Annotated in this window: 20 protein-coding genes; 13 read left to right on the top strand and 7 right to left on the bottom strand. The window is 72.6% G+C overall.

The window, feature by feature from the left end; translation table 11 throughout:
• The first annotated feature begins 58 nt into the window (after positions 1 to 58).
• From AVW11_RS37795 to AVW11_RS23340, 9 genes are all read left to right on the top strand, one after another.
• The gene (locus AVW11_RS37795) at positions 59 to 235 is read left to right on the top strand and encodes a daptide-type RiPP (protein ID WP_167389242.1); all 177 of its coding nucleotides are present in this window, start codon (positions 59 to 61) and stop codon (positions 233 to 235) included.
• A 126-nt stretch (positions 236 to 361) separates the two neighbouring features.
• Positions 362 to 556: a hypothetical protein gene (locus AVW11_RS23305; RefSeq protein ID WP_060180046.1), complete on the top strand. Its 195-nt coding sequence runs from the start codon at positions 362 to 364 to the stop codon at positions 554 to 556.
• Complete coding sequence (locus AVW11_RS23310) at positions 553 to 1287, top strand: ABC transporter ATP-binding protein (RefSeq protein ID WP_076045696.1); 735 nt, start codon at positions 553 to 555, stop codon at positions 1285 to 1287. The genes AVW11_RS23305 and AVW11_RS23310 overlap by 4 nt, the downstream gene beginning before the upstream one ends.
• Positions 1280 to 2023, top strand: coding sequence for an ABC transporter permease (locus tag AVW11_RS23315; RefSeq protein ID WP_060180044.1), 744 nt, complete (start codon positions 1280 to 1282; stop codon positions 2021 to 2023). Before AVW11_RS23310 ends, AVW11_RS23315 begins: the two co-directional genes overlap by 8 nt.
• On the top strand, positions 2020 to 3741 hold the full coding sequence (gene mpaP / locus AVW11_RS23320) for a daptide biosynthesis intramembrane metalloprotease (protein ID WP_240528240.1): 1722 nt from the start codon (positions 2020 to 2022) through the stop codon (positions 3739 to 3741). Before AVW11_RS23315 ends, mpaP begins: the two co-directional genes overlap by 4 nt.
• A 63-nt stretch (positions 3742 to 3804) precedes the next feature.
• A complete protein-coding gene (gene lanKC / locus AVW11_RS23325) occupies positions 3805 to 6390 on the top strand; it encodes a class III lanthionine synthetase LanKC (protein WP_076045698.1) in 2586 nt (861 codons plus the stop codon).
• Positions 6387 to 7697 carry a YcaO-like family protein gene (locus AVW11_RS23330; RefSeq protein ID WP_076045700.1) on the top strand — a complete coding sequence of 437 codons (1311 nt, stop codon included), beginning with the start codon at positions 6387 to 6389 and terminating at the stop codon, positions 7695 to 7697. Before lanKC ends, AVW11_RS23330 begins: the two co-directional genes overlap by 4 nt.
• Positions 7698 to 8569: 872 nt before the next feature.
• On the top strand, positions 8570 to 9040 hold the full coding sequence (locus AVW11_RS23335; RefSeq protein WP_158076157.1) for a helix-turn-helix transcriptional regulator: 471 nt from the start codon (positions 8570 to 8572) through the stop codon (positions 9038 to 9040).
• Between the two features lie 1008 nt (positions 9041 to 10048).
• Positions 10049 to 10588: a DoxX family protein gene (locus AVW11_RS23340; protein WP_060180087.1), complete on the top strand. Its 540-nt coding sequence runs from the start codon at positions 10049 to 10051 to the stop codon at positions 10586 to 10588.
• On the opposite strand, the gene AVW11_RS23345 is transcribed toward AVW11_RS23340, so the two are convergent.
• Together AVW11_RS23345 and AVW11_RS23350 are read right to left on the bottom strand one after the other, a co-directional pair.
• The gene (locus AVW11_RS23345) at positions 10575 to 11210 is read right to left on the bottom strand and encodes a DUF4291 domain-containing protein (RefSeq protein ID WP_076045704.1); all 636 of its coding nucleotides are present in this window, start codon (positions 11208 to 11210) and stop codon (positions 10575 to 10577) included. The two genes, AVW11_RS23340 and AVW11_RS23345, sit on opposite strands and share 14 nt — an antisense overlap.
• 194 nt (positions 11211 to 11404) lie before the next feature.
• A complete protein-coding gene (locus AVW11_RS23350; RefSeq protein ID WP_060180039.1) occupies positions 11405 to 13840 on the bottom strand; it encodes a helicase C-terminal domain-containing protein in 2436 nt (811 codons plus the stop codon).
• A gap of 132 nt (positions 13841 to 13972) precedes the next feature.
• Between AVW11_RS23350 and AVW11_RS23355 the strand changes: the two genes are divergently transcribed.
• Together AVW11_RS23355 and AVW11_RS23360 are read left to right on the top strand one after the other, a co-directional pair.
• Positions 13973 to 14980, top strand: coding sequence for a hypothetical protein (locus AVW11_RS23355; protein WP_076045706.1), 1008 nt, complete (start codon positions 13973 to 13975; stop codon positions 14978 to 14980).
• Positions 14981 to 15069: 89 nt separating this feature from the next.
• The gene (locus AVW11_RS23360; RefSeq protein WP_076045708.1) at positions 15070 to 15735 is read left to right on the top strand and encodes an HAD family hydrolase; all 666 of its coding nucleotides are present in this window, start codon (positions 15070 to 15072) and stop codon (positions 15733 to 15735) included.
• On the opposite strand, the gene AVW11_RS23365 is transcribed toward AVW11_RS23360, so the two are convergent.
• Positions 15732 to 15986, bottom strand: coding sequence for a hypothetical protein (locus tag AVW11_RS23365; RefSeq protein ID WP_030851038.1), 255 nt, complete (start codon positions 15984 to 15986; stop codon positions 15732 to 15734). The genes AVW11_RS23360 and AVW11_RS23365 overlap by 4 nt on opposite strands.
• Positions 15987 to 16162: 176 nt before the next feature.
• Here AVW11_RS23365 and AVW11_RS39005 point away from each other — a divergent pair, with 176 nt between their 5' ends.
• The gene (locus AVW11_RS39005) at positions 16163 to 16546 is read left to right on the top strand and encodes a cold-shock protein (RefSeq protein WP_030012939.1); all 384 of its coding nucleotides are present in this window, start codon (positions 16163 to 16165) and stop codon (positions 16544 to 16546) included.
• Positions 16547 to 16617: 71 nt separating this feature from the next.
• On the opposite strand, the gene AVW11_RS23375 is transcribed toward AVW11_RS39005, so the two are convergent.
• The 4 genes from AVW11_RS23375 to AVW11_RS23390 all read right to left on the bottom strand — a co-directional run bounded on the left by AVW11_RS23375 (position 16618) and on the right by AVW11_RS23390 (position 20283).
• A complete protein-coding gene (locus AVW11_RS23375; RefSeq protein WP_076045710.1) occupies positions 16618 to 17481 on the bottom strand; it encodes a 1,4-dihydroxy-6-naphtoate synthase in 864 nt (287 codons plus the stop codon).
• Complete coding sequence (locus AVW11_RS23380) at positions 17456 to 18226, bottom strand: futalosine hydrolase (protein ID WP_051700544.1); 771 nt, start codon at positions 18224 to 18226, stop codon at positions 17456 to 17458. The genes AVW11_RS23375 and AVW11_RS23380 overlap by 26 nt, the downstream gene beginning before the upstream one ends.
• A 13-nt stretch (positions 18227 to 18239) precedes the next feature.
• Positions 18240 to 18728: a hypothetical protein gene (locus AVW11_RS23385; RefSeq protein ID WP_030851048.1), complete on the bottom strand. Its 489-nt coding sequence runs from the start codon at positions 18726 to 18728 to the stop codon at positions 18240 to 18242.
• A gap of 178 nt (positions 18729 to 18906) precedes the next feature.
• Positions 18907 to 20283: an MFS transporter gene (locus tag AVW11_RS23390; RefSeq protein WP_030851051.1), complete on the bottom strand. Its 1377-nt coding sequence runs from the start codon at positions 20281 to 20283 to the stop codon at positions 18907 to 18909.
• A gap of 328 nt (positions 20284 to 20611) precedes the next feature.
• Between AVW11_RS23390 and AVW11_RS23395 the strand changes: the two genes are divergently transcribed.
• The gene (locus AVW11_RS23395; protein WP_030851055.1) at positions 20612 to 21535 is read left to right on the top strand and encodes a DUF3027 domain-containing protein; all 924 of its coding nucleotides are present in this window, start codon (positions 20612 to 20614) and stop codon (positions 21533 to 21535) included.
• Positions 21536 to 21555 lie beyond the last annotated feature (20 nt).

The raw sequence follows: 21555 nt of genomic DNA on the forward strand, positions 1-21555 counted from the left end.
GAGCGGCCTGCACCAACCGCCCGGATTCTCCGAGTAACCATCGAGAAGAGGTATCGAAATGCAGGCGGTCTTCGAGCCCAAGACGGGCTTTGACCTGAAGGATAATGGTCCGGCTCTGGAGCTGGGGATGCAGGAGCTTGAAGCCATGGAGGCGCCGGGCTTCTACACCGGTTTCAAGGACGGCCTGATGTTCAGCATCGCAGTGGGTGCGCTCAGCGTGGCTGCCTCTACCTGATGCCTGCCGGGGGCGCGAGCCCCTCGCGGTGTCAACAGCGGTGACGCCCGGCCCGGGACGGCCTCGGCCGGCCCGGGCCGGGCGTGCGGAGCGTAAACATCCGCAGAAGGAAAAAGGGAGAATCTCATGTCGAACACCGGAAACCGGTATCCGTCGAGCAAGTCGCTCACCATGATGACGGGGCTGCTCGCACTGATCCTCATGCCTGTCGGCGCCGCGCTGGACGGGACCGCGCAGTGGGTCCTGATCGGTGCCGCGACCGTCTTCATCTTCATCTGCGCGTACCAGATGAACGCGAACAGGCGGGCGGGCAGGGGATGAGCGACACCGCAGCGGTCTCCGTCCGCGGCCTGACCAAGCGGTTCGGTGAGGTCACCGCGGTGGAGGACGTGACGTTCGAGGTCCGGCCGGGCCGCATCGTGGGGCTGCTCGGCCGCAACGGCGCGGGGAAGACCACCTCGTTGCGCATGCTGCTCGGGCTCTCTCGCCCCAGCTCCGGCACTGCCACCGTCTTCGGGCGCCCCTACGCCGACCTGCCCGACGCCGCGCGCCGGGTCGGGGTCAGCATGGACGGCATCGCCCCGATGCCCGGCACCAGTGGACGCCGCGATCTGCGGATCTGGGCCCGGATGCTCGGCCTGCCCGCGACGCGTGTCGACGAGGTGCTGGACAAGGTCGGGCTGACCGGCAGTGCCGACCGGAAGATCAAGGGCTACTCCACCGGCATGCGGCAGCGGCACGCCCTGGCGGTGGCGCTGCTCGCCGACCCGGAACTGCTGGTGCTCGACGAGCCCGCCAACGGGCTCGACCCGGACGGCATCCGGTGGCTGAGGACCTTCCTGCGCTCACTGGCCGACGAGGGACGCACCATCCTGCTCTCCAGTCACCTGCTCTCCGAGGTGGAACAGACAGTGGACGACGTGGTGATCCTTCAGCGCACCCTGCGGTACAGCGGTCCCATATCCGAGCTGGTCCCGGGCAGCGGAACCAGCCTGGAGGAACGATTCTTCGAGTTGGTCGGCACAGAAGCGGAAAGGCACGTCGATGCGTGAGGTGCTGAACGCCGAGTGGCTCAAGGCATGGAGCGGACGCACCTGGTGGATCATGGGCGCACTCGGTGTGTTCCTGGGCCTGCTGGGCAGCAGCGGAGCCGCAGCCGTGGCCGACCAGCAGATCGACTCCGGCGCGACCGATGCCGCCGCGGCCACCGCCGAGCTCATCCGCTCCTGGTTCTCCGTTCTCCTGGCCTCCGTCCTCTTCGGCGCCCTCTTCGTGAGCCGGGAGTACAACACCGGAGCCATCAGCCGGTCCGTCCTGCTGTGTGGCAGCCGGACACGGCTGCTCGCGGCCAAGACGATCGTCGGAACGGCCATGGGCCTGGTCTTCGCGCTGCTGGCGGCGGTCCTCGCCCCCCTCTCGCTGTGGGGTTTCTTCACCCTGTTCGGCATGGATGTCCAGTGGAGCGGCGAAGCGACCCTGACGCTGCTCGGCGTGCTCACCGTGGTCACGCTGGCCGTGCCGTGGGGGGTCCTGCTCGGCTGGATCATCCGCAACCAGGCGGCGAGCGTGACGATCGTGCTGGTGGTGACACTCTTCGTCGACGAGACGCTCTTCCGGGTGCTGCCCGCTGTCGGCAAGTTCACGATGGGGATCGCCATGGGCGCGGTCTACCGCGACGCCAAGCCCGAGATGCTGTCGATCCCCCTGGCCCTGCTCGTCATCGCCGGCTGGCTCGTCCTCGCCGGTTGGACGGCCCGCAGACTGCTCGTCACCCGGGACGTCAAATGACCCTGACCGACGAGCGGACCGCGCCGACCGCTCCGGGACCGGCCGGTCGGCCCCGGCGTCGCCGCAAGCGGGCCGACGCGGAACCCTCGGCGGCCGAGACGGCCGAACTGACCCGCCGGCCCCGGCTCGCCCCGCGGGTCCAGGTGCACGAGCCGACGGCAGAGGGTTCCCTGTGGATCGTGCAGTCCGGGCAGCAGTACATCCGGGTCGGTGCGGACATGGCCAGGCTGATGCGGGCGATGGACGGAGAACGCGACCACGCGGCTCTGGTGAGCACGCTGGGCGGACCCTGGACGGAGAACGCCGTCGCCACCGCCGTCCACAACCTCCAGGAGATGCGGCTGCTGGAGGACGGGAGGATCCACCGGCACAGCGGCACCTGGTTCAAGTACGTACCCCCCCTGACACTGCAGTTCACCGTCCTGAAGCCGCAGCGGCTACTGAACCGGCTGGTGCCCCTCATCAGGCTGCTGGCGAACCGGGCCGCGGCCGTGGTCGCCGCGATACTCGTCCTGGGCGGACTGCTGGCGCTCACGGTGCAGGCCCCGGCGCTGACGCAGGCGCTCGGACAGCCCTTGCCGTTCGCCGTCCTGCTCGGTGTGATGACCGCGACGATCCTCACGACCGCGCTCCACGAGATGGGCCACGGGGCGGTCCTGACCCACTACGGCGGACGCCCCAGCCGGATGGGCGTGATGCTCTTCTACATGTCGCCCGCCTTCTTCTGCGACGTGTCCGACGGCTGGCGCCTGCCGCACAAGGAACAGCGCACCCGGGTCGCACTGGCGGGCATCGTCACACAGACAGTGGTCGCCGGAACGGTTTCCCTGAGCGCGCTCGTGCTGTCCGCGGTCAACGGCCCTTCGCTGCTGCACGACGGCATGCTGGTCTTCGGGGTCTCCACCTACCTCACGGGCGTACTCAACTTCGTACCGCTGGTGAAGCTCGACGGCTATCTCGCGCTGATGAGCCATCTCGACATCCCGCACCTGCGCGACCGGTCCATGACCGACGCGCGGCGGTTCCTGGCCCGGATCCTGTTCGGCGGCCGGTACAGGCGTGAACTGCCGGGGCTCACCTGGGCCGTGCCCTTCGGTCTCGCCTGCATGATCTTCCCCCTCTACCTCGTGGCCGTCGCGATCGGCCTCTGGTCGGACATCGTCCAGAGCCTGGGCCTCGCCGGCGCCGCCGTGATGGCCGCGGCCATCAGCTACCTGATGTACCACGCCTGGAACGGCGGCGAGCGGCTGCTGCGCGAGGCGCGGCGGGCCGGGGCAGGCCTTCCGCGGATCGCCCTCGTCTCCGTGCTGGCCGTCGCCGCCGCGGCCGCCGTCCTGCTGTTCGTCCGGCTGCCGTACACCGTGGTCGGGGGATTCGTTCAGGAAGGCGGCCAGGTCCGGCTGGTGCTGGCCGACACAGCCGACACCGACGCGGTCGCACGGGGCTCCGAGGTCCGCCTGGAGCGGCGCGGCCTGGTCATCGGCACCGATGTCGGCACCGGGGTCGTCGCGGTGGACCGTGGCACACGGCAAACGGCACCACTGTCCGCCTTCGTCCCCTTCCGTGAGGGCGAGCACTTCCCGATGGAGGTGTCGGGCTTCGCGCTGCGTACGGACAAGGCACCGGCCGAGCGCGCCGGACTGGCGTACGTCGACGCGGGCACCCGGCCGGCGTGGGAGTGGCTGTACCTCAAATACGTAGCTCCATACGGGCGTTGACATTCAGAAGTTGACATCACGACGGCCGGGCCAGGCAGTCGGCAGGGGAGACAGGTAAAGGTTATGGACGTAGGCAGACATCTTCACTATTGCCCTCCCGGCAGCCCGTTCTTCGATCTGCCGGCCGCGGCCCACACCGACGAGGACGACTTCCCTCTCGCCCATGAGGAACCGCCCCCCGGCTGGACCCGGAGAGGCGGCACCGAGTGGATCGGCATCTCGCCGCCCGACTCCGAGATACCCGGGCAGGGCTGGAAGATACATGTGTCGGCGACCCCCGACAACGCCGAGGACATCCTGGCCACCGTCCGGAAGTACTGCCTCGAGGGCGGCATCACCTTCAAGTTCCTGCGCAGCCGCGCCGTACTCGAATCGCGCAACAGCAAGTACGGCGACCGCAGCGCCAGCGGCAAGTTCGTCACCATCTACCCTCTCGACGAGGCCCGTCTGGCCCTCATACTCAGCGAGCTGGACGACCTGCTGGGCGGCCGCGAAGGCCCCTACATCCTCAGCGACCTGAGATACCGGTCCGGGCCGCTCTACGTGCGCTACGGCGGCTTCCTCCTGCGCACCGTACGGGCGGACACCGGCGAACTCGTGCACTGCGTGGAGGATCCCGAGGGCAGGCTGGTACCCGACCACCGCGGCCCGGGCTTCCGCCCGCCGGCCTGGGCGCCCCTTCCCGACTGCCTGGCCGAATCGGCCGCGGCACGCAACTCCGGCACGCTTGAGGACTTCCCCTACCGCGTCACCTCCGCCGTGCACTTCTCCAACGGAGGAGGCGTCTACCGGGGCACCGACACCCGGGACGGCGCGGACGTCCTGCTCCGCGAAGCCCGCCCCTTCGCCGGTCTCGTCGACGGCGAGGACGCGGTCGGCCGCCAGCAACGGGAACACTGGGCGCTGGAGCGACTGGCCGGCCTGGACTGCATTCCCCGCCTCATCGACTTCCGCAAGGGGCGCGAACACTACTTCCTGGTCAGGGAATACGCCGAAGGCGAGCCCCTCGCCAAGGAGATGATCCGCCGCAACCCCCTGGCAGGCGAAAACCGGTCCCCCGAGGCCTTCACCGCGTACACGGAGTGGGCCCTGAGGATTCTGGGTCTGGTCGAAGAAGGCATCGCGTCCCTGCACGCCCGAGGCGTCGTCTTCCGTGATCTGCACCCGTCCAACATCCTCGTCCGCCCGGACGACACGGTTGTCTTCATCGACTTCGAGACGGCCGACTCCGTGGACTCCCCGGCCCGGCAGACCATGGGAGCGCCGGGGTTCACCGCACCGGCCGAGTACCGGGGCCCCGCCATCGACCGCTACGCCCTGGGATGCCTGCGCCTGGCCGTGTTCATCCCGCTGCCGACCCTGCTGCTCTGGGGCCCGGAGAAGACGGAGGACCTCATCGACGCGGTCCTCACGCACTTCCCGGTACCCGCGGACTTCGCCGACACCGTCCGGCGCGATCTGGGCATCGAGGCCGACACGACGTGCCCCCGACCCACCGCGGACCTGCGGCCGGATCCCCGTGAGAACTGGCCCGCGCTGCGCACAGAGATCATCGACGGAATCCTGGCCACCGCTACACCGGACCGCCAGGACCGGCTCTTCCCCGGGGACCCGGAGCAGTTCGCCACGTCCGAGGGTGGGGCAGCCTTCGCCTACGGCGCCGCCGGGGTCCTGTGGTCCCTGGCCGAGGCCGGCGCGTCGGTCCCCGCACACCTCACCGACTGGCTGGTCGCCGCCACCCACGCCCTCGACCGCCCTTCGCCGGGCTTCTGCACCGGACTGAGCGGAATCGCCCTGGCCCTGGACCGGCTCGGGCGTGCCGAGACCGCCCGCGCACTCGTCTCCCAGGTCGTGGCGGACCTCGGCACAGAATCCGGCAGCGCTGACGACACCTTGCTCAGCGGAGCCTCCGGAGTGGGGCTCACCCTGCTCCACTTCGCCCGGAGCACCGGCGAGGGTGCCCTGCTGGACGAGGCCGTCCGACTGGCCGAGCGGATCACCGCCGGGCCCGCCGGGAGCCCGGACGGCAGGACACGTTTCGGGCTGCTGCGGGGGCCGGCGGGCCGCGCCCTGTTCCTGCTGCGACTGTACGAGGCAACCGGCGCCCCGTCCTTCCTGGAGCACGCGCACACCGCGCTGCGGCAGGAGCTGACCCACCTTGGCTGGAAGGGCGACCACCTGCCCGAATCGGCTCCGGGACGAGCTCCGTTGCTGGCCGTGGGCAGTGCGGGTACGGGAATGGTGCTGCACGATTTCGTCACGCATCGTCCGGAAGCCGAGCTCATCCGCGCGCGTGACGCGATCCTGGGATCGACCCGGCGCAGATTCGTGGCCCAGACGGGCCTGTTCCACGGCCGCGCGGGCACGCTCGTGGCCCTGCGTCACATGGTCGACGGCACCGGCGCGCAGAAGAACGGGGCAGAGGAGGAGAGCCTACGCCTCCATGTGGACGGCTTCGCCCTGCAGACCGTGCGCCTCGACGACCGGCCCGCCTTCCTGGGCCACGAGGCCATGCGCGTCTCGACCGATCTCGCCACGGGAGGCGCGGGGGTGCTGCTCGCGCTGAACTCCGCGCTCACGGACGGCGGGCCGTCGCTTCCGTTCTTCCGCAGGAGCGGCCTCGCGCCGCGTACAGGAGCCGCTTCGTGATCGACTTCCTCGGCACTTTGGACCGTACGCACGGGCTCGCCGAACGGTGCGAGGTCCAGCCTCCCGCCCCGCCCACCGATCTGCTGTGGCGTGCCCTGGTACGGATCACCCCCGCCGCCGCCCAGGAGCCCGTCGGCCGCGCTCTGGACCCGTGCGTCGTCGGGGCGTACGGACACTCGCGCTCCGACGCGCTGACGCGCGGCGTGGGCGAAGCCGTGGAGCGCTACGCGCTCTTCCCCTCGGCGACTGCCCCGCCCGGCACCGTACGCGCCACAGCGCGCGAAGCCGGCGGGCAGGTACTGGCGTTCCACGGCCCGGACACGGCGCTGGGCGACCCGCGCGCCGCCGACGAGGTGCTGACCTGGTACCCGGCCCGGAGGCTGCGGGACGGGGCCGAGATCCTGGTACCCGCGCCGCTCGTGGACTATCCGAACGCCTCGCCCGAGGCGCGGCATTTCGACCCGACACCATCCGGAGCGGCGTCCGGTCACGGCTACACCATGGCGCTGCGCGCCGGCCTGATGGAAGTCATCGAGCGCGATGCCTTTCTCGTCGCATGGGAGGAGCGGCTTCGGCTCGCGCGAGTGACACCGTTCCCGCTCACCGCAGGCGATGCCGCCGCCGGGCTCGGAGGGAAGCGCAACATCAAGCGCCGCAACCTCGCGGCGCTGTGGCAGAAGACGGAGCAGGCGGGACTCGTGCCGGTCCTGGCGGACCTGCCCACCGCGGTGCCGGGCGTCGTCTGCACCGTCGCCGCGGTCATCGACGAGACGGGTGCCGGGGCGGGTCCGTTGGCGACAGTGGGGTGCAACGCCTCGGACGATCCTTGGTGGAGCATGCTCGGGGCGCTGCAGGAAGCCCTCCAGGTCCGCTCGGTGATCCTCAATTCCTGGGACGAGCACGGCTTCGGCAGGGCGCCGGCGCGCATCGACGACGACGACGACCGTCTGCGCCATCTGGCGTCCCCGGAGGGATACGAGCAAGTCCGCGAGTGGGTCGACGGCTTCGTCCAGTGCACCTCGCACCGGACCGCGGTCGAGGTGCCGACCGACACGGTCGTACGGAGCCTGGTCGCCGACGGCGCGGATCCGTTCGCGATCGATCTCACCCACCGGCTCCCCGCCGGGCTGCGCGGGATGGGGTGGGCGGCGGTCAAGGTCATACCGGTCGGGTACCAGCCGCTGCGGCTGGTCGAGAGCCACGATTTCAGCTGGCACACAGGTCGGCTGCGGACCGCCGAGGCCCGCACCGGCCGTCGCGCGGGGCCCGTCTCCGCATTCTCGGGCAGGCCGCACCCCTTGCCGTGACACGCTCCTGTGACGGCGCCGGTTCGGACAGCGGGGCGACCGCATCCCCCAGCCGGCTCCGCTCGAACTCGCCCACGCGTACCGGCCCTCTGCCTGACCAGTGGCTCCACGGCCGCACTCGGAAGGACGACAGCCTCGAAAGCCAGGGCTGGTTCAAGTCGCGTAGAAGTCGGCATCGTTGGTGATGCCGAGGACGGACGGGCCGATCCCTTGAGTGCTCTGCCGTCGCCAGCGATCACGCGCGGCCGCCCGGACCCGCAAGGCGGTGGTGTCTGCGCGGGCACGGTGGCGGCGAGGTGCCGGTCGGCCGGTAGCCGCCCACCGCCCGGTCCAGGGCGGAACCGTCAACAGCCCCCGACACACGGCCGATCATGGCCGACGACGGAGCGCGCCACCCTCTGGGTAGGAGTGCCGGATCCCGATGACTGTCAGGCGTGCGTCGAAGCACGCCGGCTCCGGGCGAGCGCAGCCGCCCTGCTCCAGGGCCGCTCCACACTCCCCCGTGGTGATCAAATACGCTTAACTGGGGCGTTTGAGGCGGGCTTCCTCAATTCTTCCTCTGGTACTCGGCGCCGCTCCCTCCTCGCCTTCTTTGCCGAACCTTTGTGTGCTAGTTTCCTCGTCACTGCTCAAGGGTTTTCGGGGACGGGGGGCGCCAACTGGGCTTGACTCGCCCAGGTTTCCTGACGTCCTCTGTGTCAGAATTACGGGGAAACATGGAACGAATACTTCTTGTCATCGATTCTCCTGCGCTGCTACGACGGATGACTGAGGTGCTGGTCGGTCCCGGATGGGTTGTCTCCGGGTACGGAGACGGTGGAGCCGTCGCCGACTCGTCCACTCCGGCGGATATCGTCGTGGTGGAGGCCGGCGTGCTGAACGCTGAGCCGTCGCTCGCCCTACGGGGAACCCGGCTCATCGTCCTGGTGTCGGGCCAGAGCGACGCCTTCTGGCCGTCGTCGGCCCACACCCAGGTGGCCGGCATCATCGGCCGTGATGATCCCGACCGCGGGTACGTGGCCGCGGTCCGCGAGGTGCTGAGCGGGCGGGGCTGGGTCTCTCCCGAGCTTGTCCCCGCGCTGCTCTCGGGCCGTATGAGTCACCCACGGGCGACCGAGCCGCCCGTCGAGGAGGTCGGCCGGCTCACCGATCGTGAGCGGGGGGTGGCCCGACTGGTTGCCGAGGGCTTCTCCAACTCGGAGATCGCCGAGCAGCTGATCATCGAGCGCAGCACGGTCAAGTTCCACGTCTCCAATGTGCTGCGCAAACTGCGATGCCGTGACCGCTCGCAGGTGGCGGCCCTGTGGTACTCGCACGCACCCTCGGTCGGCATCGCGGCCTGAGCGCCCCCGGGTCCCGCCCCGGCACCCCGGGGTGGGATCCGGTGTGCCGGGGGTGTCCGCATCCTCTGCGCAAGCCTCCTCAGGTTTCTGCACGTCCGAGGATCCCAGAATGTGTTTCACCGTCAGGATTCTCTGATCCCGCATGGGGGCCTGCAATCCCGAATTTCAATGCGGGAATAATGGGCATTATTTGGCCGACCGGTCGCGAACCCGCAACCGACCACCCTGCACGGGCCTCATTCCGCGGGTGTCGCAATGTAATGCCGCAAAGTCGGGGCTTGTCGAGGATGTACCCGCAACTGCCCGGTCCGGTGGTGGCTGCTGGCGTGCTGCAGGCATTGAAGAACAGCGGAAAGAAGTCGCGGACAGCGGGTGAATGCGGGTCAGCACACACGACTTCCGACTCCACCACCGTCCGCGCCCACCGGCACGCCGCCACCTCCTTGCGAAGCGGCGGTCACACGCGCATCAATTCGAAGGTGGACCCTCAGCCTGAGGCTGGGGCCGCGCATGCACGAAACCGCAGGTAAGGATCCCTTTTCGGCAGGCTCCAGGAGCGCGGCGCACTCCACGTGGCGGGGTTATCGGGAAGAGGTGGAGATCCGGGCCACTGCGAGAGAATGGAGATGAGCTATCCAGTGCACCTTCAATGTGCACCCGGGGCATGGTATTTTCCTTGGCATTCGCAGGTCGCCAGCCGGCCCGGCCTCATCGGGCCGGGGTCACGGAGCGGGGCGGCAGCAGGCGGCATCCTCGGACTTCGTGGTCGGCCGCAGCACGGCCGCGGTGATCGAGCGTGTGGCGACGTCGGCCATGCCGACCGGCTCGACCCGGTCCGCCACCCCGTTGTCCACCCCATCCGGGGGCGGTGTCGGGCGGGTGTTCTGCGGCCGAACGGGTAGGCGGAAGGGGCCGATGGGGCGGCCGCGGATGTTGCGGGCGGGTCGTCGCGAGCGGGCGTCATACGGTGGCGGTTGCTGCCAGGCGACCTCGGAACGGACCCCCATGATGCAAACGAGCTGGGACCGCACGCTCTCCAGCACATCCTCGGCCCTTGCCACCACCGTCACCCACGACGTCGGACTGCTGGTGCTCCGCCTCGTCGTCGGCCTGACGATGGCCGGCCACGGCACGATGAAGCTCTTCGGCTGGTTCGGCGGCCCGGGCCTCACCGCGACCGGCAAGGGCTTCTCCATGGCCGGCTACCCCGCCGGGGACGCCATGGCCGTCATCGCCGGCCTCTCCGAGACCCTCGGCGGCCTCGGTCTCGCCCTCGGCCTGCTCACCCCGCTCGCCGGTGCGGCCCTCACCGGCGTCTTCATCAACATCCTCGACGTCCGCGGCTTCGACGCCTACTTCCCGCCCAAGGGCGTGGAACTCGAAGTGGTGCTCTTCGCCTCGGTCATCGCCCTCACGCTCACCGGGCCCGGCCGCTACGCGGCCGACCACTACCTGCCGGTGCTGCGTGCCTCACGGCCCCGCTACTCCCTGATCGCGCTGCTGGTCGGCGCCGTCGTCGGCTTCCTCGTCCTGCTCATCCGGGACTGACGGCCGGGCGGGCGGCGGGCGCGCACGCGCCGAGGTGCCCCAGGGGGCCCGACGGGTAGGGCGTCTCCACCGGCAGCAGCGCCCGGGCCGCGCCCTCGGCGTCCTGCGCCCCCGACCGCAGCAGGCCGTGGACCTCGCGGACCAGCGGCGTCACATCGCGGATGGAGACCGTCCACTCGTCGGCGTACGCCCGCGACGCGGGACCGGACAGGCCCAACTGCAGCGAGCGGTACGGCAGCGGGTTCAGGTGGAGGTCGCGCTCCGGGTCCCACTGCACGCGGGCGGGCGCCGAGCGCAGCGACTCCTGCCAGGCCGCCCGGTCCGCGTGCACGCCCGCCTCGTAGTGCGACAGGCAGGCCTCCCGCAGGGCCCGGTCGAAGCCCGCGCGGGTGATCTCGACCGCCAGCACCATCTCCTGGTCGGCCTTGGTGGCCCAGCCGCAGCGGTACATCATCCACAGGAACGACGGCTTGATCCACGTCATCCGCTCGCGCTTCCAGGCGGGCGGGAAGCGGTGGTCGCGGGCCGCCGGGACCCCGAGGCGGGGCGCGTATGCCTGGTAGACGGTGACGGTCGTGTCGGTGTGGACGGCGCGGATCTGGCGGTGCGGAACGGCTTGCATGGGCCCAGCGTGTCCCGCGGCGGGGCGGCGCCGCCAGCCGTTTTCCCCGCGGGTGCCGCACCGTTGCCGGGGGCGCCGCCCCGGACCGCCGGGCCTCGAACGCCGGCGGGGCCGGATCGTGCGGCCGGGCCGGATGCCGACAGGCTAGTGCTGTGACCGGCAAGGTTCACCGGGTCGCGACGCCGGCCACAGCACTAGAGGTGTTCGTCCGCCAGTTCCGCCACGCCCGTGACGCGGTGGAGGGCGTACGTGCGGACCTCGTCCGCCGTGTGGTCGTAGCCGGTGACGAAGCCGCCCTCGACCCGTACCGGCGCGATGACCCGCTGGCTCGCCGCGCCGTCCGCGTTCACGTAGCCGATCCACACCGCCGACCCGGTCAGCGCCGCCGCCTGGACCGTCGCCAGGGTCTCCGCCGCGCTCGTGCGCGGCAGCTCGCCCGGCACCGCGGCCGCCGGCCCCGGCTCCTTGCGGACCGCCGTCGCAGCCAGGTCGCCCGCGCGGATCGCCCGTACGGCCGCCCCCAGCAGCGTCGCGTCCGGCACCGGCGGACCGTCCGGCACCGGTACGGGCGCCGAGCGGGGCGGTGTGCGGTGGGCGTCGGCCCGCGCCACCAGCACATCGCCGGTGCCCGACTCCGCGGCCGGCGCGTACCCCATCGCCCGCAACCCCTCCAGCAGCGCGGTCGGTTCCGCCTGCGCCGCCAGCACTGTCGGCGCCAGTCGGCGCAGGCCCAGCCCCGCCGAGCGCTTGTCCGCCAGGATCTCCCCCAGCATCGCGTCGTCGTCGCAGCGCACGTACGAGGAGGCCGCGCCGACCCGCAGGTGCCCGTGCCGGCGGGCCACGTCGTCGATCAGGTACGCCAGCGGCTGCGGCACCGGCGTACGGCTGTGCTCCTTGAGGAAGGCGTGCAGATCGGCGGCGGCATGGCCGGCGTCCAGCGCCCGCCGCACCGACCCCGGCGTGAACCGGTACACCGTCGCCCCGCCCTTGGACTCCACGTCCGCGAGCACGGCCAGGGTGTCCCCGAGCGGGCGGCGCAGCGGGCCCGGCGCCACCGCCGTCAGGTCGGCCTGGAGCAGCACGTGGTCGACCGGCTCCGGCAGCAGCGGCGCCAGCAGCGGCGCCGGGTCGCGGTGCTCCAGCAGGGCCCGGCCGGGCCCCGACAGGGCGCCCCGGCCGGTCACGCCGAGGACCTCCGCCTCGGTCAGCGTCCAGCCCGCGAGCCTTGCCCGCAGGTCGCTCGCCGTGCGCACGGGCCGCTCCCACGCCAGGCGCGCCAGCACCGCCTCCGTGTCCGGCGAGGCGCCCTCCGGCAGGTCGGCGAGGAGTTCCAGGACGCGCCGGCGCACCTCGGGCGCCGCGGAACGGTCCAGTTCGGGGCCGAGCACCGACAGCGTGCGCCCCTTCGCGTCCTGCTCGCCGGCCAGGCCGGCCGTACGGGTCGCCGGCAGCCAGGCGGCGGCCAGCACCGACCACCGTTCGGCGGGCGGCAGTTCGCGCCAGTCGTCGAAGGCCGGGGTGGGCGCGTACCGCTCGTCGGCCTCGCCGTCGCCGGCCAGCAGCCCGGCCGCGTAGGCCAGTTCGATCCAGAACGCCGCCGACGCCTCGGTGGCGTCCAGGGCGGCCGCGGCCCGCTTCAGGTCCCGTACGGACAGCCCGCCCGCCCTCAGCACCGGCGGACCGGTGTGCTCCCAGGACTTCACCAGCTCCTCGACGGTGGCCAGCGCGGCCAGCGCCTGGCCGGCGGCGTTGGCGTCCACAAGCTGTGGACGGTGCTCGCGGTGCGCCGTCACCGGCGGCGGCACCGGCGCCGTGTCCTTGTGCGCGAGGCCGCCGCGCAGGTGCAGCGCCACCTCCCGCGGCAGGACCACGGTCCGCGCCGTCGCGGGCAGCAGCAGCCCCCGGTCGCGCAGCCAGCGCACCGGCGGCGCCGGATTCGGGGTCACCTCCCCGTACGGCGGCCCCCACACCAGCCGCCCCAGCACCTGGTGGGCCTCGGCAGGGGCCTCGTCCAGCAGCGCCGACATCCGTTCCGGGTCGGTGAACAGCGCGGTCAGCGCCGTGACCGCGGAGACCGGGTCGTGCGTGGCGGGCAGCCCGGCCGCCGCCACGATCTCCTGCACCCGCGTCGGCGACATCCCGGCGGTGGCCTCGGCGACGGTCGGCCCCAGCCCCGTCGGCGACGGCCGCTGCGCGGACGGCGCGAGCAACTCGCGGGCCGTGCGCACCAGGCGCAGCCGGTCCTCGTCGCCCCACACCAGGGCCTGGTCGCGCAGCCGGCCCAGGGCCGCAGGGAGCGCGGCACGGGCCTGCTCGTCCTCGCCGCCGGTCAGCAGCCCCTCCAGCACGGGGTACGGGCACGGGTCCGGAGCCACGGCGAGGGCCTCGGCCGTCTGCAGCGTGAACCGGTCCAGGCGCTCCAGCGCCCGCACCACCGAGGCCCGCGTCCCGGCGCGGGTGGCGAGCTGGGTCACGTCGCCCGGCACCGGGTTCAGCAGGTCCGGGCGGGAGTGCAGCAGGGCGGCGAGCGCGGCGTCGTCGCGGGCGCGCAGCGCCTCGGCGAGGGAACGCGGGGAGCTCGCCCCGGTCCCGCTCTCCGGAGCTCCCGCAGCAGTGCTTGGCTCGGGCACAGTCGCCTCCCGGTCGCGTCGGCCGGTCGTATCGGCCGGTCCCCATCCGGCCAACGGTATCCGCTGTGCCCGGGGCGGCTCCACGGGCGCACGCGCTACCTTCGGGAGAGGCGGTACGGGAGGAGCCTGGGCGTGGGGATCGAAAGCGACCACCTGGTCTACGAATATCTGAGCGCCGTCGGGGACTTGGCGCAACGCCGGCACCTCTCCTCCGGCGACCGGATGAGGCTCGTGGCGGGCCTGCGGGACGAGATCGACCGTCGGCGCGCCAAGTACGACCCGGAGACCCCCGCGGCCGTGCGCCGCATCCTGGAACGCATCGGCACGCCGGAGGAGGTCCTGGACACCCTCGGCTCCCGGCAGGGCGCGGCTCCCGCCGCCGGCCCGGCCGAACCGGTCTTGTCGGTGCCCGCCCAGCGGGCCCCCGGCCGCCTGCGCCTGCCCGGTGTGCCCGCGCCGCGGCCGACGCCGGAACGGGAGCCCGAGGCGGAGAACGTACCGCCGCACCTGGCCGGGCTGGACGAGCTCGGCCCGTCCGGCGGCGCCGAGCCCGACTGGTGGCGGATGACGCCCGGCACGTACGGACGGGGCCCGCAGGTCGACGGCTTCGCGGGCGGCATCGAGATCCCGGAGCGGTTCGGGGAAGGCCCGCAGGAGGACGCCGAGGAGAAGGAGGGGCCCCCGCCCGGGCCGCCGGCTTCGGGCACGCGGGCCCTTGTACGGTTCCTGCGCGAGCGGCGCCGTGCGAAGGCGGAGGCGGCGAAGGAGGCGGGGGCGCAGCCGGAGGCGGCCGCCGCCCCGGCCCGCCCGCGCCCCAACGCCTTCCTGCTGCTGGCCGCGGCGGTCCTCGTCGTCGGTGTCGTCAGCGGCCACTGGCTGCTGCTCGTCATCGGCTGGCTCCTGCCGTACGCCTCCCGGGTGCTGCGGCCCGCCGAACGCAAATGGGCCGTCTTCGGGCCGCCCGGCGCCGTCCTCGCGGGCGCCGCGGTATGGCTGTGGGGCCGCACCAACGGCAAGTGGGGCGAGACCCTCGCCGACGACCAGGTCGGCGGTGCGGTGCAGGGGATGTGGCCGTGGCTGCTGCGGGGCGCGGCGCTGGCGTCGGTGCTGTACCTGGTGTGGCGGGCGCGCCGACGCTGAAGCACCGCGGCGGCCCGCCCCGACGAGTTCCGGGAAGGTTCCGGGGAGGTTCGCCGCACCGTCCGCGGCCGTCCGCCCGCCTCGGCACAATGGGCCGTATGAACCTCACCGTCGGCTTCGACCTCGACATGACCCTCATCGACTCCCGTCCGGGCATCCGGGCCGCCTACCGGGCGCTGTCGGCCGAGACGGGCACGTACATCGACGCCGACGCGGCGGTCACCCGCCTGGGCCCGCCGCTGGACGAGGAGCTCGCGCACTGGTTCCCGCAGGCCGAGATCCCGGCCATGGCGGACCGCTACCGGGCGATCTACCCCGACCACGCCATCGGGCCGACCCCCGCCATGCCCGGCGCCCGCGAGGCCGTCGCCGCCGTCCAGGCCATGGGCGGGCGGGCGATCGTCGTCACCGCCAAGCACGAGCCCAACGCCCGCCTGCACCTGGAGCACCTCGGCATCGAGCCGGACGCGGTCATCGGCTGGCTGTGGGCGGAGGCCAAGGCGGGCGCGCTGCGCGAACACGGCGCGCAGGTCTACGTCGGCGACCACATCGGCGACGTACGCGGCGCCCGGAAGGCCGGCGCGCTGTCCGTGGCCGTGCCGACCGGCCCGTGCCCGGAGCCGGAACTGCGCGCGGCGGGCGCGGACGTCGTCCTGCCGGACCTCACCGCGCTGCCCCGATGGCTCGCGCAGTACGTCGCCGCACGACCCGTCCAGCCCGTCCCCGTCCAGCCCGTCCCCGTCCAGGCCGGCTAGGCCGCCTGGGAGGCGCGTGCCGCCTTGCGCTGGGCGGCCGCGGAGCGCAGCACGCCCGCCGCGGAGATTGCGAAGCCGACGCCCATCAGCATGCACACGGCCCACGCGTATGACGGGAACGGGTCCATGTCGAGGAACAGCGGGGCCATCGTGGCCAGCGTGGCCACGGCACCGGCGATGAACACGATGCCGCCCGCCTTGACCAGTCCGTCGCCGGGCCGCGCTTCGTCTGAATGAGGAGTAACAGTCACCTCACCAGGGTAGTTCCCTGGCCGAAGCAGCCGACCGTGAAGGACCGGGGAACGTCTTGTCACCCGGCTCCCGACCATTAGCCTTGAGGTGGCGGGTCACACATGGCCCGCTGCGCTGTTGTCCGGAGCCGTTCGCGGCCCCCGGACCCCGACGAGCACAAGGACAGAGGACGGACGTGCCTACCGGCAAGGTCAAGTGGTTCAACAGTGAGAAGGGCTTCGGCTTTCTCTCCCGCGACGACGGCGGTGACGTCTTCGTCCACTCGTCGGTGCTCCCTGCCGGGGTCGATGCCCTCAAGCCCGGTCAGCGAGTCGAGTTCGGCGTCGTTGCCGGACAACGCGGTGACCAGGCACTTTCGGTGACCGTCCTGGACCCGGCGCCCTCCGTCGCCGCCGCCCAGCGCCGCAAGCCCGACGAGCTCGCCTCGATCGTGCAGGACCTCACCACCCTGCTGGAGAACATCACCCCGATGCTGGAGCGCGGCCGCTACCCCGACAAGGTGCACGGCACGAAGATCGCCGGACTGCTGCGCGCGGTGGCCGACCAGCTCGACGTCTGAACCGCCTACGCACCCCTGCGCCCCGCTGCTCCCACGAGCGGCGGGGCGCAGCCGCGTACGGCGCGAGAGCGCTACGGGAAGGCGAGCGCGTCCGGAGCGATGGCCGGTACCAGCCCCTCTGCCGCGGCCCGTGTCAGCAGCCCGCGCACCGCCGCGTAGCCGGCGTCGCCCAGATCCGCCGTGAACTCGTTGACGTACAGCCCGATGTGCCGGTCGGCCACGGCCGGGTCCAGTTCCTGCGCGTGCGCGCGGACGTACGGGCGGGAGGCCTGCGGGTCGTCCCAGGCCATCCGGACCGAGGTGCGCGCCGACTCGGCCAGGGCGCGCAGCCGCTCGGCACCCAGCGAGCGCTTGGCGATGATCGCGCCGAGCGGGATCGGCAGGCCGGTCGTGGACTCCCAGTGCTCGCCCATGTCGGCCAGGCAGTGCAGCCCGTAGTCCTGATACGTGAACCGGGCCTCGTGGATGACCAGCCCGGCGTCCACCCGGCCGTCGCGGACCGCCGGCATGATCTCGTGGAACGGCAGGACGACCACCTTGCCGACGCCCTCCGCCAGCACGTCCGCCGCCCACAGCCGGAACAGCAGGTAGGCGGTGGAGCGCTCGCTCGGCACCGCGACCGTCTTCCCCGCCAGGTCCAGGCCCGGTTCGCGGGTCAGCACCAGCGGGCCGCAGCCGCGCCCGAGGGCCCCGCCGCACGGCAGCAGCGCGTACTCCCCCAGCACCCACGGCAGCACCGCGTACGACACCTTCAGCACGTCCAGCTCACCGCGCTCGGCCATGCCGTTGGTGAGGTCGATGTCCGCGAACGTGACGTCCAGGGCCGGCGCGCCCGGCACCCGGCCGTGCGCCCACGCGTCGAAGACGAACGTGTCGTTCGGGCAGGGCGAATAGGCGATCTTCAGCGGTTCAGCCTCGACCACGGTGTTGCTCATGGCGTTCTCCCCAGTTCGCGAGTACGGGCCCCAGCACGCGGAAGCCCTCGGCGAGCGCCGCCAGCGCGTCCCCGATCCGCCAGGCGGCCCGGTCGCGCGGCCCCACGGCGTTGGACACGGCGCGGATCTCCAGTACGGGCAGCCCGTGCGCGGCAGCGGCCTCCGCGACTCCGAAGCCCTCCATGGCCTCGGCCCCGGCCATCGGATGCCGGGCCGTGAGAGCGGCCGCCCCGTCGGCGGTACCGGTCACGGTGGACACGGTCAGCACGGGCGCCAGCAGCGCCCCGGTCGCCTCCGCGGCCCGGGCGGCCAGCTCGGCGGGCGGCAGGTGCACGGTGCGCCCGAAGCCCAGCGTCGCCACGTCGACGAAGCCGTCGGGGGTCTGCGCCCCCAGATCGGCCGCCACGATCGCGTCCGCGACCACGAGGGAACCCACCGGCGCGGCGGGCGCGAACCCGCCGCCGATGCCGGCGCTGACGACCAGCCCGTACGCGGTTTCGGCGAGGGCCAGCGCCGTGGCGGTGCCCGCGGCGGCCGCTGCCGGACCGACGCCGCCGACGAGCACGTCGAAGGCGATGCCCGGCAGGTCCCGGCGGGTGATGAGGTATCCCTCCCCGGACTTCGTCCGGGGATGCCCCAGCGTGAGGGTGCGCGGCTCGGGGCCGGGACTGTCCGGATGAGGGGTCAGACCGGTGAGGACGGAGTCCGACTCCGCCCCCACCGCCGTCACGACGAGCGCGCGCACCGGTGCCGTCCGGTTACTTGAGCTTGAGGTTGAAGGACCAGACGGCGAGCGGCTTGCCGGCCGCGTCGATCTGCAGGAACGCCAGCTTCTTCGAGGTCGGGGCCTCGCCCTGGCCGCCCGTCGCGAAGACGTCGGCGCCCGGGAAGCTGCGGTACGTGTTCGACGAGGGCTCGGTGATCGGCTGGCCGTCGAGCACCGCCGACCAGCGCTTGCCGTCCTCGACGATCTCCGGCTCGACGCCGAGCCGCAGCGTGTCGCCACGGCCGTACTCGATGGTCTTGGGGTTCTTCAGGTTCGTCAGGCAGTCCTGGACCTCGTCCACGGAGAGCTCCTTGCCGTCCTTGTGGCAAGAGGCCTCGGCGGAAACCGACTCGCTGCCGACCGTCACGGTCGCGAGCGGGGTCGGCTTGTCGCAGGCGGAGAGAAGGAGGAGGCCGGCGGACACGGCTCCGAGGGCCGCGACGCTGCGGCGGGCCCTACCCGAGAAAAGCGGTGCGGTCATGAGCCGAAGGCTATCGGGCCCCTGGGCTGCACCGCTGCACGGGGTACCGCCGGCCTGCGGCGCGCCGCCGTTCGGCTCCCGCCGGGGGTGGCCGTGTGCATGCCGGTGCGGCGCCCTGGCGGGGGCGCCGCCCCCGGACCCCCGCGCCTCAAACGCCGGCGAGGCTGAAAACCGGGGGTCAGGCGACCCGGGGGCGGGACGGGCGTTGCCGGGGGTGGTGGCGGGGCGCCGAGATGAGGCCGCGGACGGCCATCGTCGCGCCCAGCGCGACGATGGCCGCCGCCACCGACATGCCCAGTACGCCGTTCAGCGGCAGCACGATGCCGATCGCCCCGCCCAACACCCACGCCACCTGGAGCAGCGTCTCCGAACGGGCGAACGCGGACGTCCGTACCGCCTCCGGCACGTCCCGCTGGATCATCGCGTCCAGCGACAGCTTCGCCAGCGCCTGGCAGAAGCCCGCCGTCGCGGCCAGCACCGCCATGAACAGCCCGCTGAAGAACACGGCCGCCAGCACCGCCACGACGAGCGTCACGCACAGCACCGACGCCACGATCGCCTCCGGCGCCCGCGCCCGCAGCCACGCACCCACCGCCGTGCCGCAGGCGTTGCCGACACCCGCCGACACGCCCACGATGCCCAGCGACACCGCCGCGCTCTGCCCCGCCAGCGGCTGCTCCCGCAGCAGGAACGCCAGGAAGAAGATCAGGAACCCGGACAGCCCGCGCATCGCCGCGTTCGCCAGCAGCCCGCACAGCACACTGCGGCTCACCGTCCGCAGCCCCGGCCGCTTCGAGTGCGCCTCGTGCGTCGACAGTCGGGCGCGGCGCTCGCCCTTCGCCTCGTCCACCTTGTGCGGCAGCGTGAACGCCGCGAAGGTGCCGCCCAGGAAGACGACGCAGGCCCCGTACAGCGGCCACTGCGGCCCGATCGAGTTCAGCCCGGCGGCGACCGGCGCCGCCGCGCCCGTCGCCAGCAGACCGGCCAGCGTGACCCGGGAGTTCGCCTTGACGAGTGAGAATTTCGGCGGGAGCAGCCTGGGCACCACCGCGCTGCGCACCACCCCGTACGACTTGGACGCCACCAGCACGCCCAGCGCCTCCGGATACAGCTGAAGGCCCCCCGTGGCCACCACGGCCGACATCAGCAGCGCCAGGACCGCCCGCGCCAGCATCGCCGCCGCCATCGAGGCCCGCCGCCCGTGCGGCAGCCGGTCCAGCAGCGGACCGATCACCGGGGCCAGCACCGTGAACGGCGCCATCGTGATCGCCAGGTACAGGGCCACCCGGCCCCGCGCCTCGTCCGTGGGCACCGAGAAGAACACCGTCGACGCCAGCGCCACCGTGATCATCATGTCGCCGGCGCCGTTGATCGCGTGCAGCTCGATCAGCTTGCCCAGACCCGATTCGCCCGCCCCGTGCGCGTGCGTGGCCCGCCGGATGCCCTTGGCCGGACCGGTGATCGGACGGTGCAGGGCACGACCGACGGCCCGGCCGGCCCGCCTGGCCGGTCCCGAGCCGTCGTCGGACGACCGTACGGGTGCCACACTCGACATAGTGCCCCACCCGGCCCCCGCGGGGCGCCTCCCGGCGCGTCGCGGAACCCGCGGCTTGTCCGCGAATCGGACCTTGCATGTGTGCCCAGGGCTTAAGAGGAGGTAGCGTGCGTAGCGCGCCACCGGCGGTTGCTCCTGGCCGCGCGCCTCTTCGTGATCCCGCAGAATGGATCGCAGTGAGGTGCGCCCGGAGTCCGATCGGGTGCGGACGTCGACGCGGCCCTCTGGTCCGCTCCGCCCGCGCCTCGTACGGACAGCACCACCGGGTCGTTGTGGACGACAGTACGGACGGCGCACACGTGAGACGGCGTAGGAGAGAACGAGACCAGTGAGTGCTGCGACGACGCGAAGCCGTACCCCGCGTACCCCCGACCGCCTGTGCGTCGAGGCGGTGGAACTCGCCCGCGCGGCCGCCGAGGAGGCTGCCTTCCCCGGTGTGGTGGGCGCACACGTCTCCGCCGTGGCGGAGGGCGACCGCGTCGTCACCCACTTCTTCGAGTCCAAGGAGCCGGGGTACCGCGGCTGGCGCTGGGCCGTCACCGTGGCCCGCGCCTCCCGCGCCAAGAACGTCACCCTCGACGAAACGGTGCTGCTCCCCGGCGACGACGCCCTGCTCGCCCCCGAGTGGGTGCCGTGGAGCGAGCGGCTGCGCCCCGGCGACATGGGCCCCGGCGACCTGCTGCCCACCGAGGCCGACGACCTGCGGCTGGAGCCGGGCTGGTCGGGCGAGGACACCCCGCCGCCGAACTCCGTCGTCTCCACCGAGATGGCCGAACTCGTCGAGGCCGAGGACGCCGACGTCACCGACCGGGTGACCGTCCCCGTGCGCGGCTCCATCACGGCGGTCGCCGAGGAGCTCGGCATGCGCCGGGCGCGCGTGCTCTCCCGCTACGGGCTGCACAGCGCCGCCGACCGCTGGGACGAGTCCTTCGGAGCGAAGACCCCGATGGCGCAGGCGGCCCCCGCGTCCTGTGTCTCCTGCGGCTTCCTCGTCGCCATCGGCGGCTCGCTCGGCCAGGCCTTCGGCGTCTGCGCGAACGAGTTCAGCCCGGCCGACGGCCGTCTGGTGTCGCTGTCCTACGGCTGCGGCGGCCACTCCGAGGCCGCGGTCATGCCGGCGCCGCTGCGGCCGGCCCCGCCGGTCCTCGACTCGATGGCGTCCGACGAGTTCGTCCTGCGGCCGGCCGCGGACACGGGCTCGGTCCCGGCCCCGGAGGCCCAGGCCGCGGACCTGGACCTCGGCCACTCGTAACCCGTCCGGGGCCCGCCGGC

Source organism: Streptomyces amritsarensis (assembly GCF_001953875.1).
Classification (GTDB): domain Bacteria; phylum Actinomycetota; class Actinomycetes; order Streptomycetales; family Streptomycetaceae; genus Streptomyces; species Streptomyces amritsarensis.

Bases quoted from the DNA above. Each gene is read 5' to 3' on its own strand.
- AVW11_RS23385 (WP_030851048.1), bottom strand. From the start codon at position 18,728: ATGACCGCACCGCTTTTCTCGGGTAGGGCCCGCCGCAGCGTCGCGGCC.
- AVW11_RS23390 (WP_030851051.1), bottom strand. From the start codon at position 20,283: ATGTCGAGTGTGGCACCCGTACGGTCGTCCGACGACGGCTCGGGACCG.
- AVW11_RS23305 (WP_060180046.1), top strand. From the start codon at position 362: ATGTCGAACACCGGAAACCGGTATCCGTCGAGCAAGTCGCTCACCATG.
- lanKC (WP_076045698.1), top strand. From the start codon at position 3,805: ATGGACGTAGGCAGACATCTTCACTATTGCCCTCCCGGCAGCCCGTTC.
- AVW11_RS23315 (WP_060180044.1), top strand. From the start codon at position 1,280: ATGCGTGAGGTGCTGAACGCCGAGTGGCTCAAGGCATGGAGCGGACGC.
- AVW11_RS37795 (WP_167389242.1), top strand. From the start codon at position 59: ATGCAGGCGGTCTTCGAGCCCAAGACGGGCTTTGACCTGAAGGATAAT.
- AVW11_RS23360 (WP_076045708.1), top strand. From the start codon at position 15,070: ATGGGCCGTATGAACCTCACCGTCGGCTTCGACCTCGACATGACCCTC.
- mpaP (WP_240528240.1), top strand. From the start codon at position 2,020: ATGACCCTGACCGACGAGCGGACCGCGCCGACCGCTCCGGGACCGGCC.
- AVW11_RS23345 (WP_076045704.1), bottom strand. From the start codon at position 11,210: ATGCAAGCCGTTCCGCACCGCCAGATCCGCGCCGTCCACACCGACACG.
- AVW11_RS23340 (WP_060180087.1), top strand. From the start codon at position 10,049: ATGCAAACGAGCTGGGACCGCACGCTCTCCAGCACATCCTCGGCCCTT.
- AVW11_RS23310 (WP_076045696.1), top strand. From the start codon at position 553: ATGAGCGACACCGCAGCGGTCTCCGTCCGCGGCCTGACCAAGCGGTTC.
- AVW11_RS23375 (WP_076045710.1), bottom strand. From the start codon at position 17,481: ATGAGCAACACCGTGGTCGAGGCTGAACCGCTGAAGATCGCCTATTCG.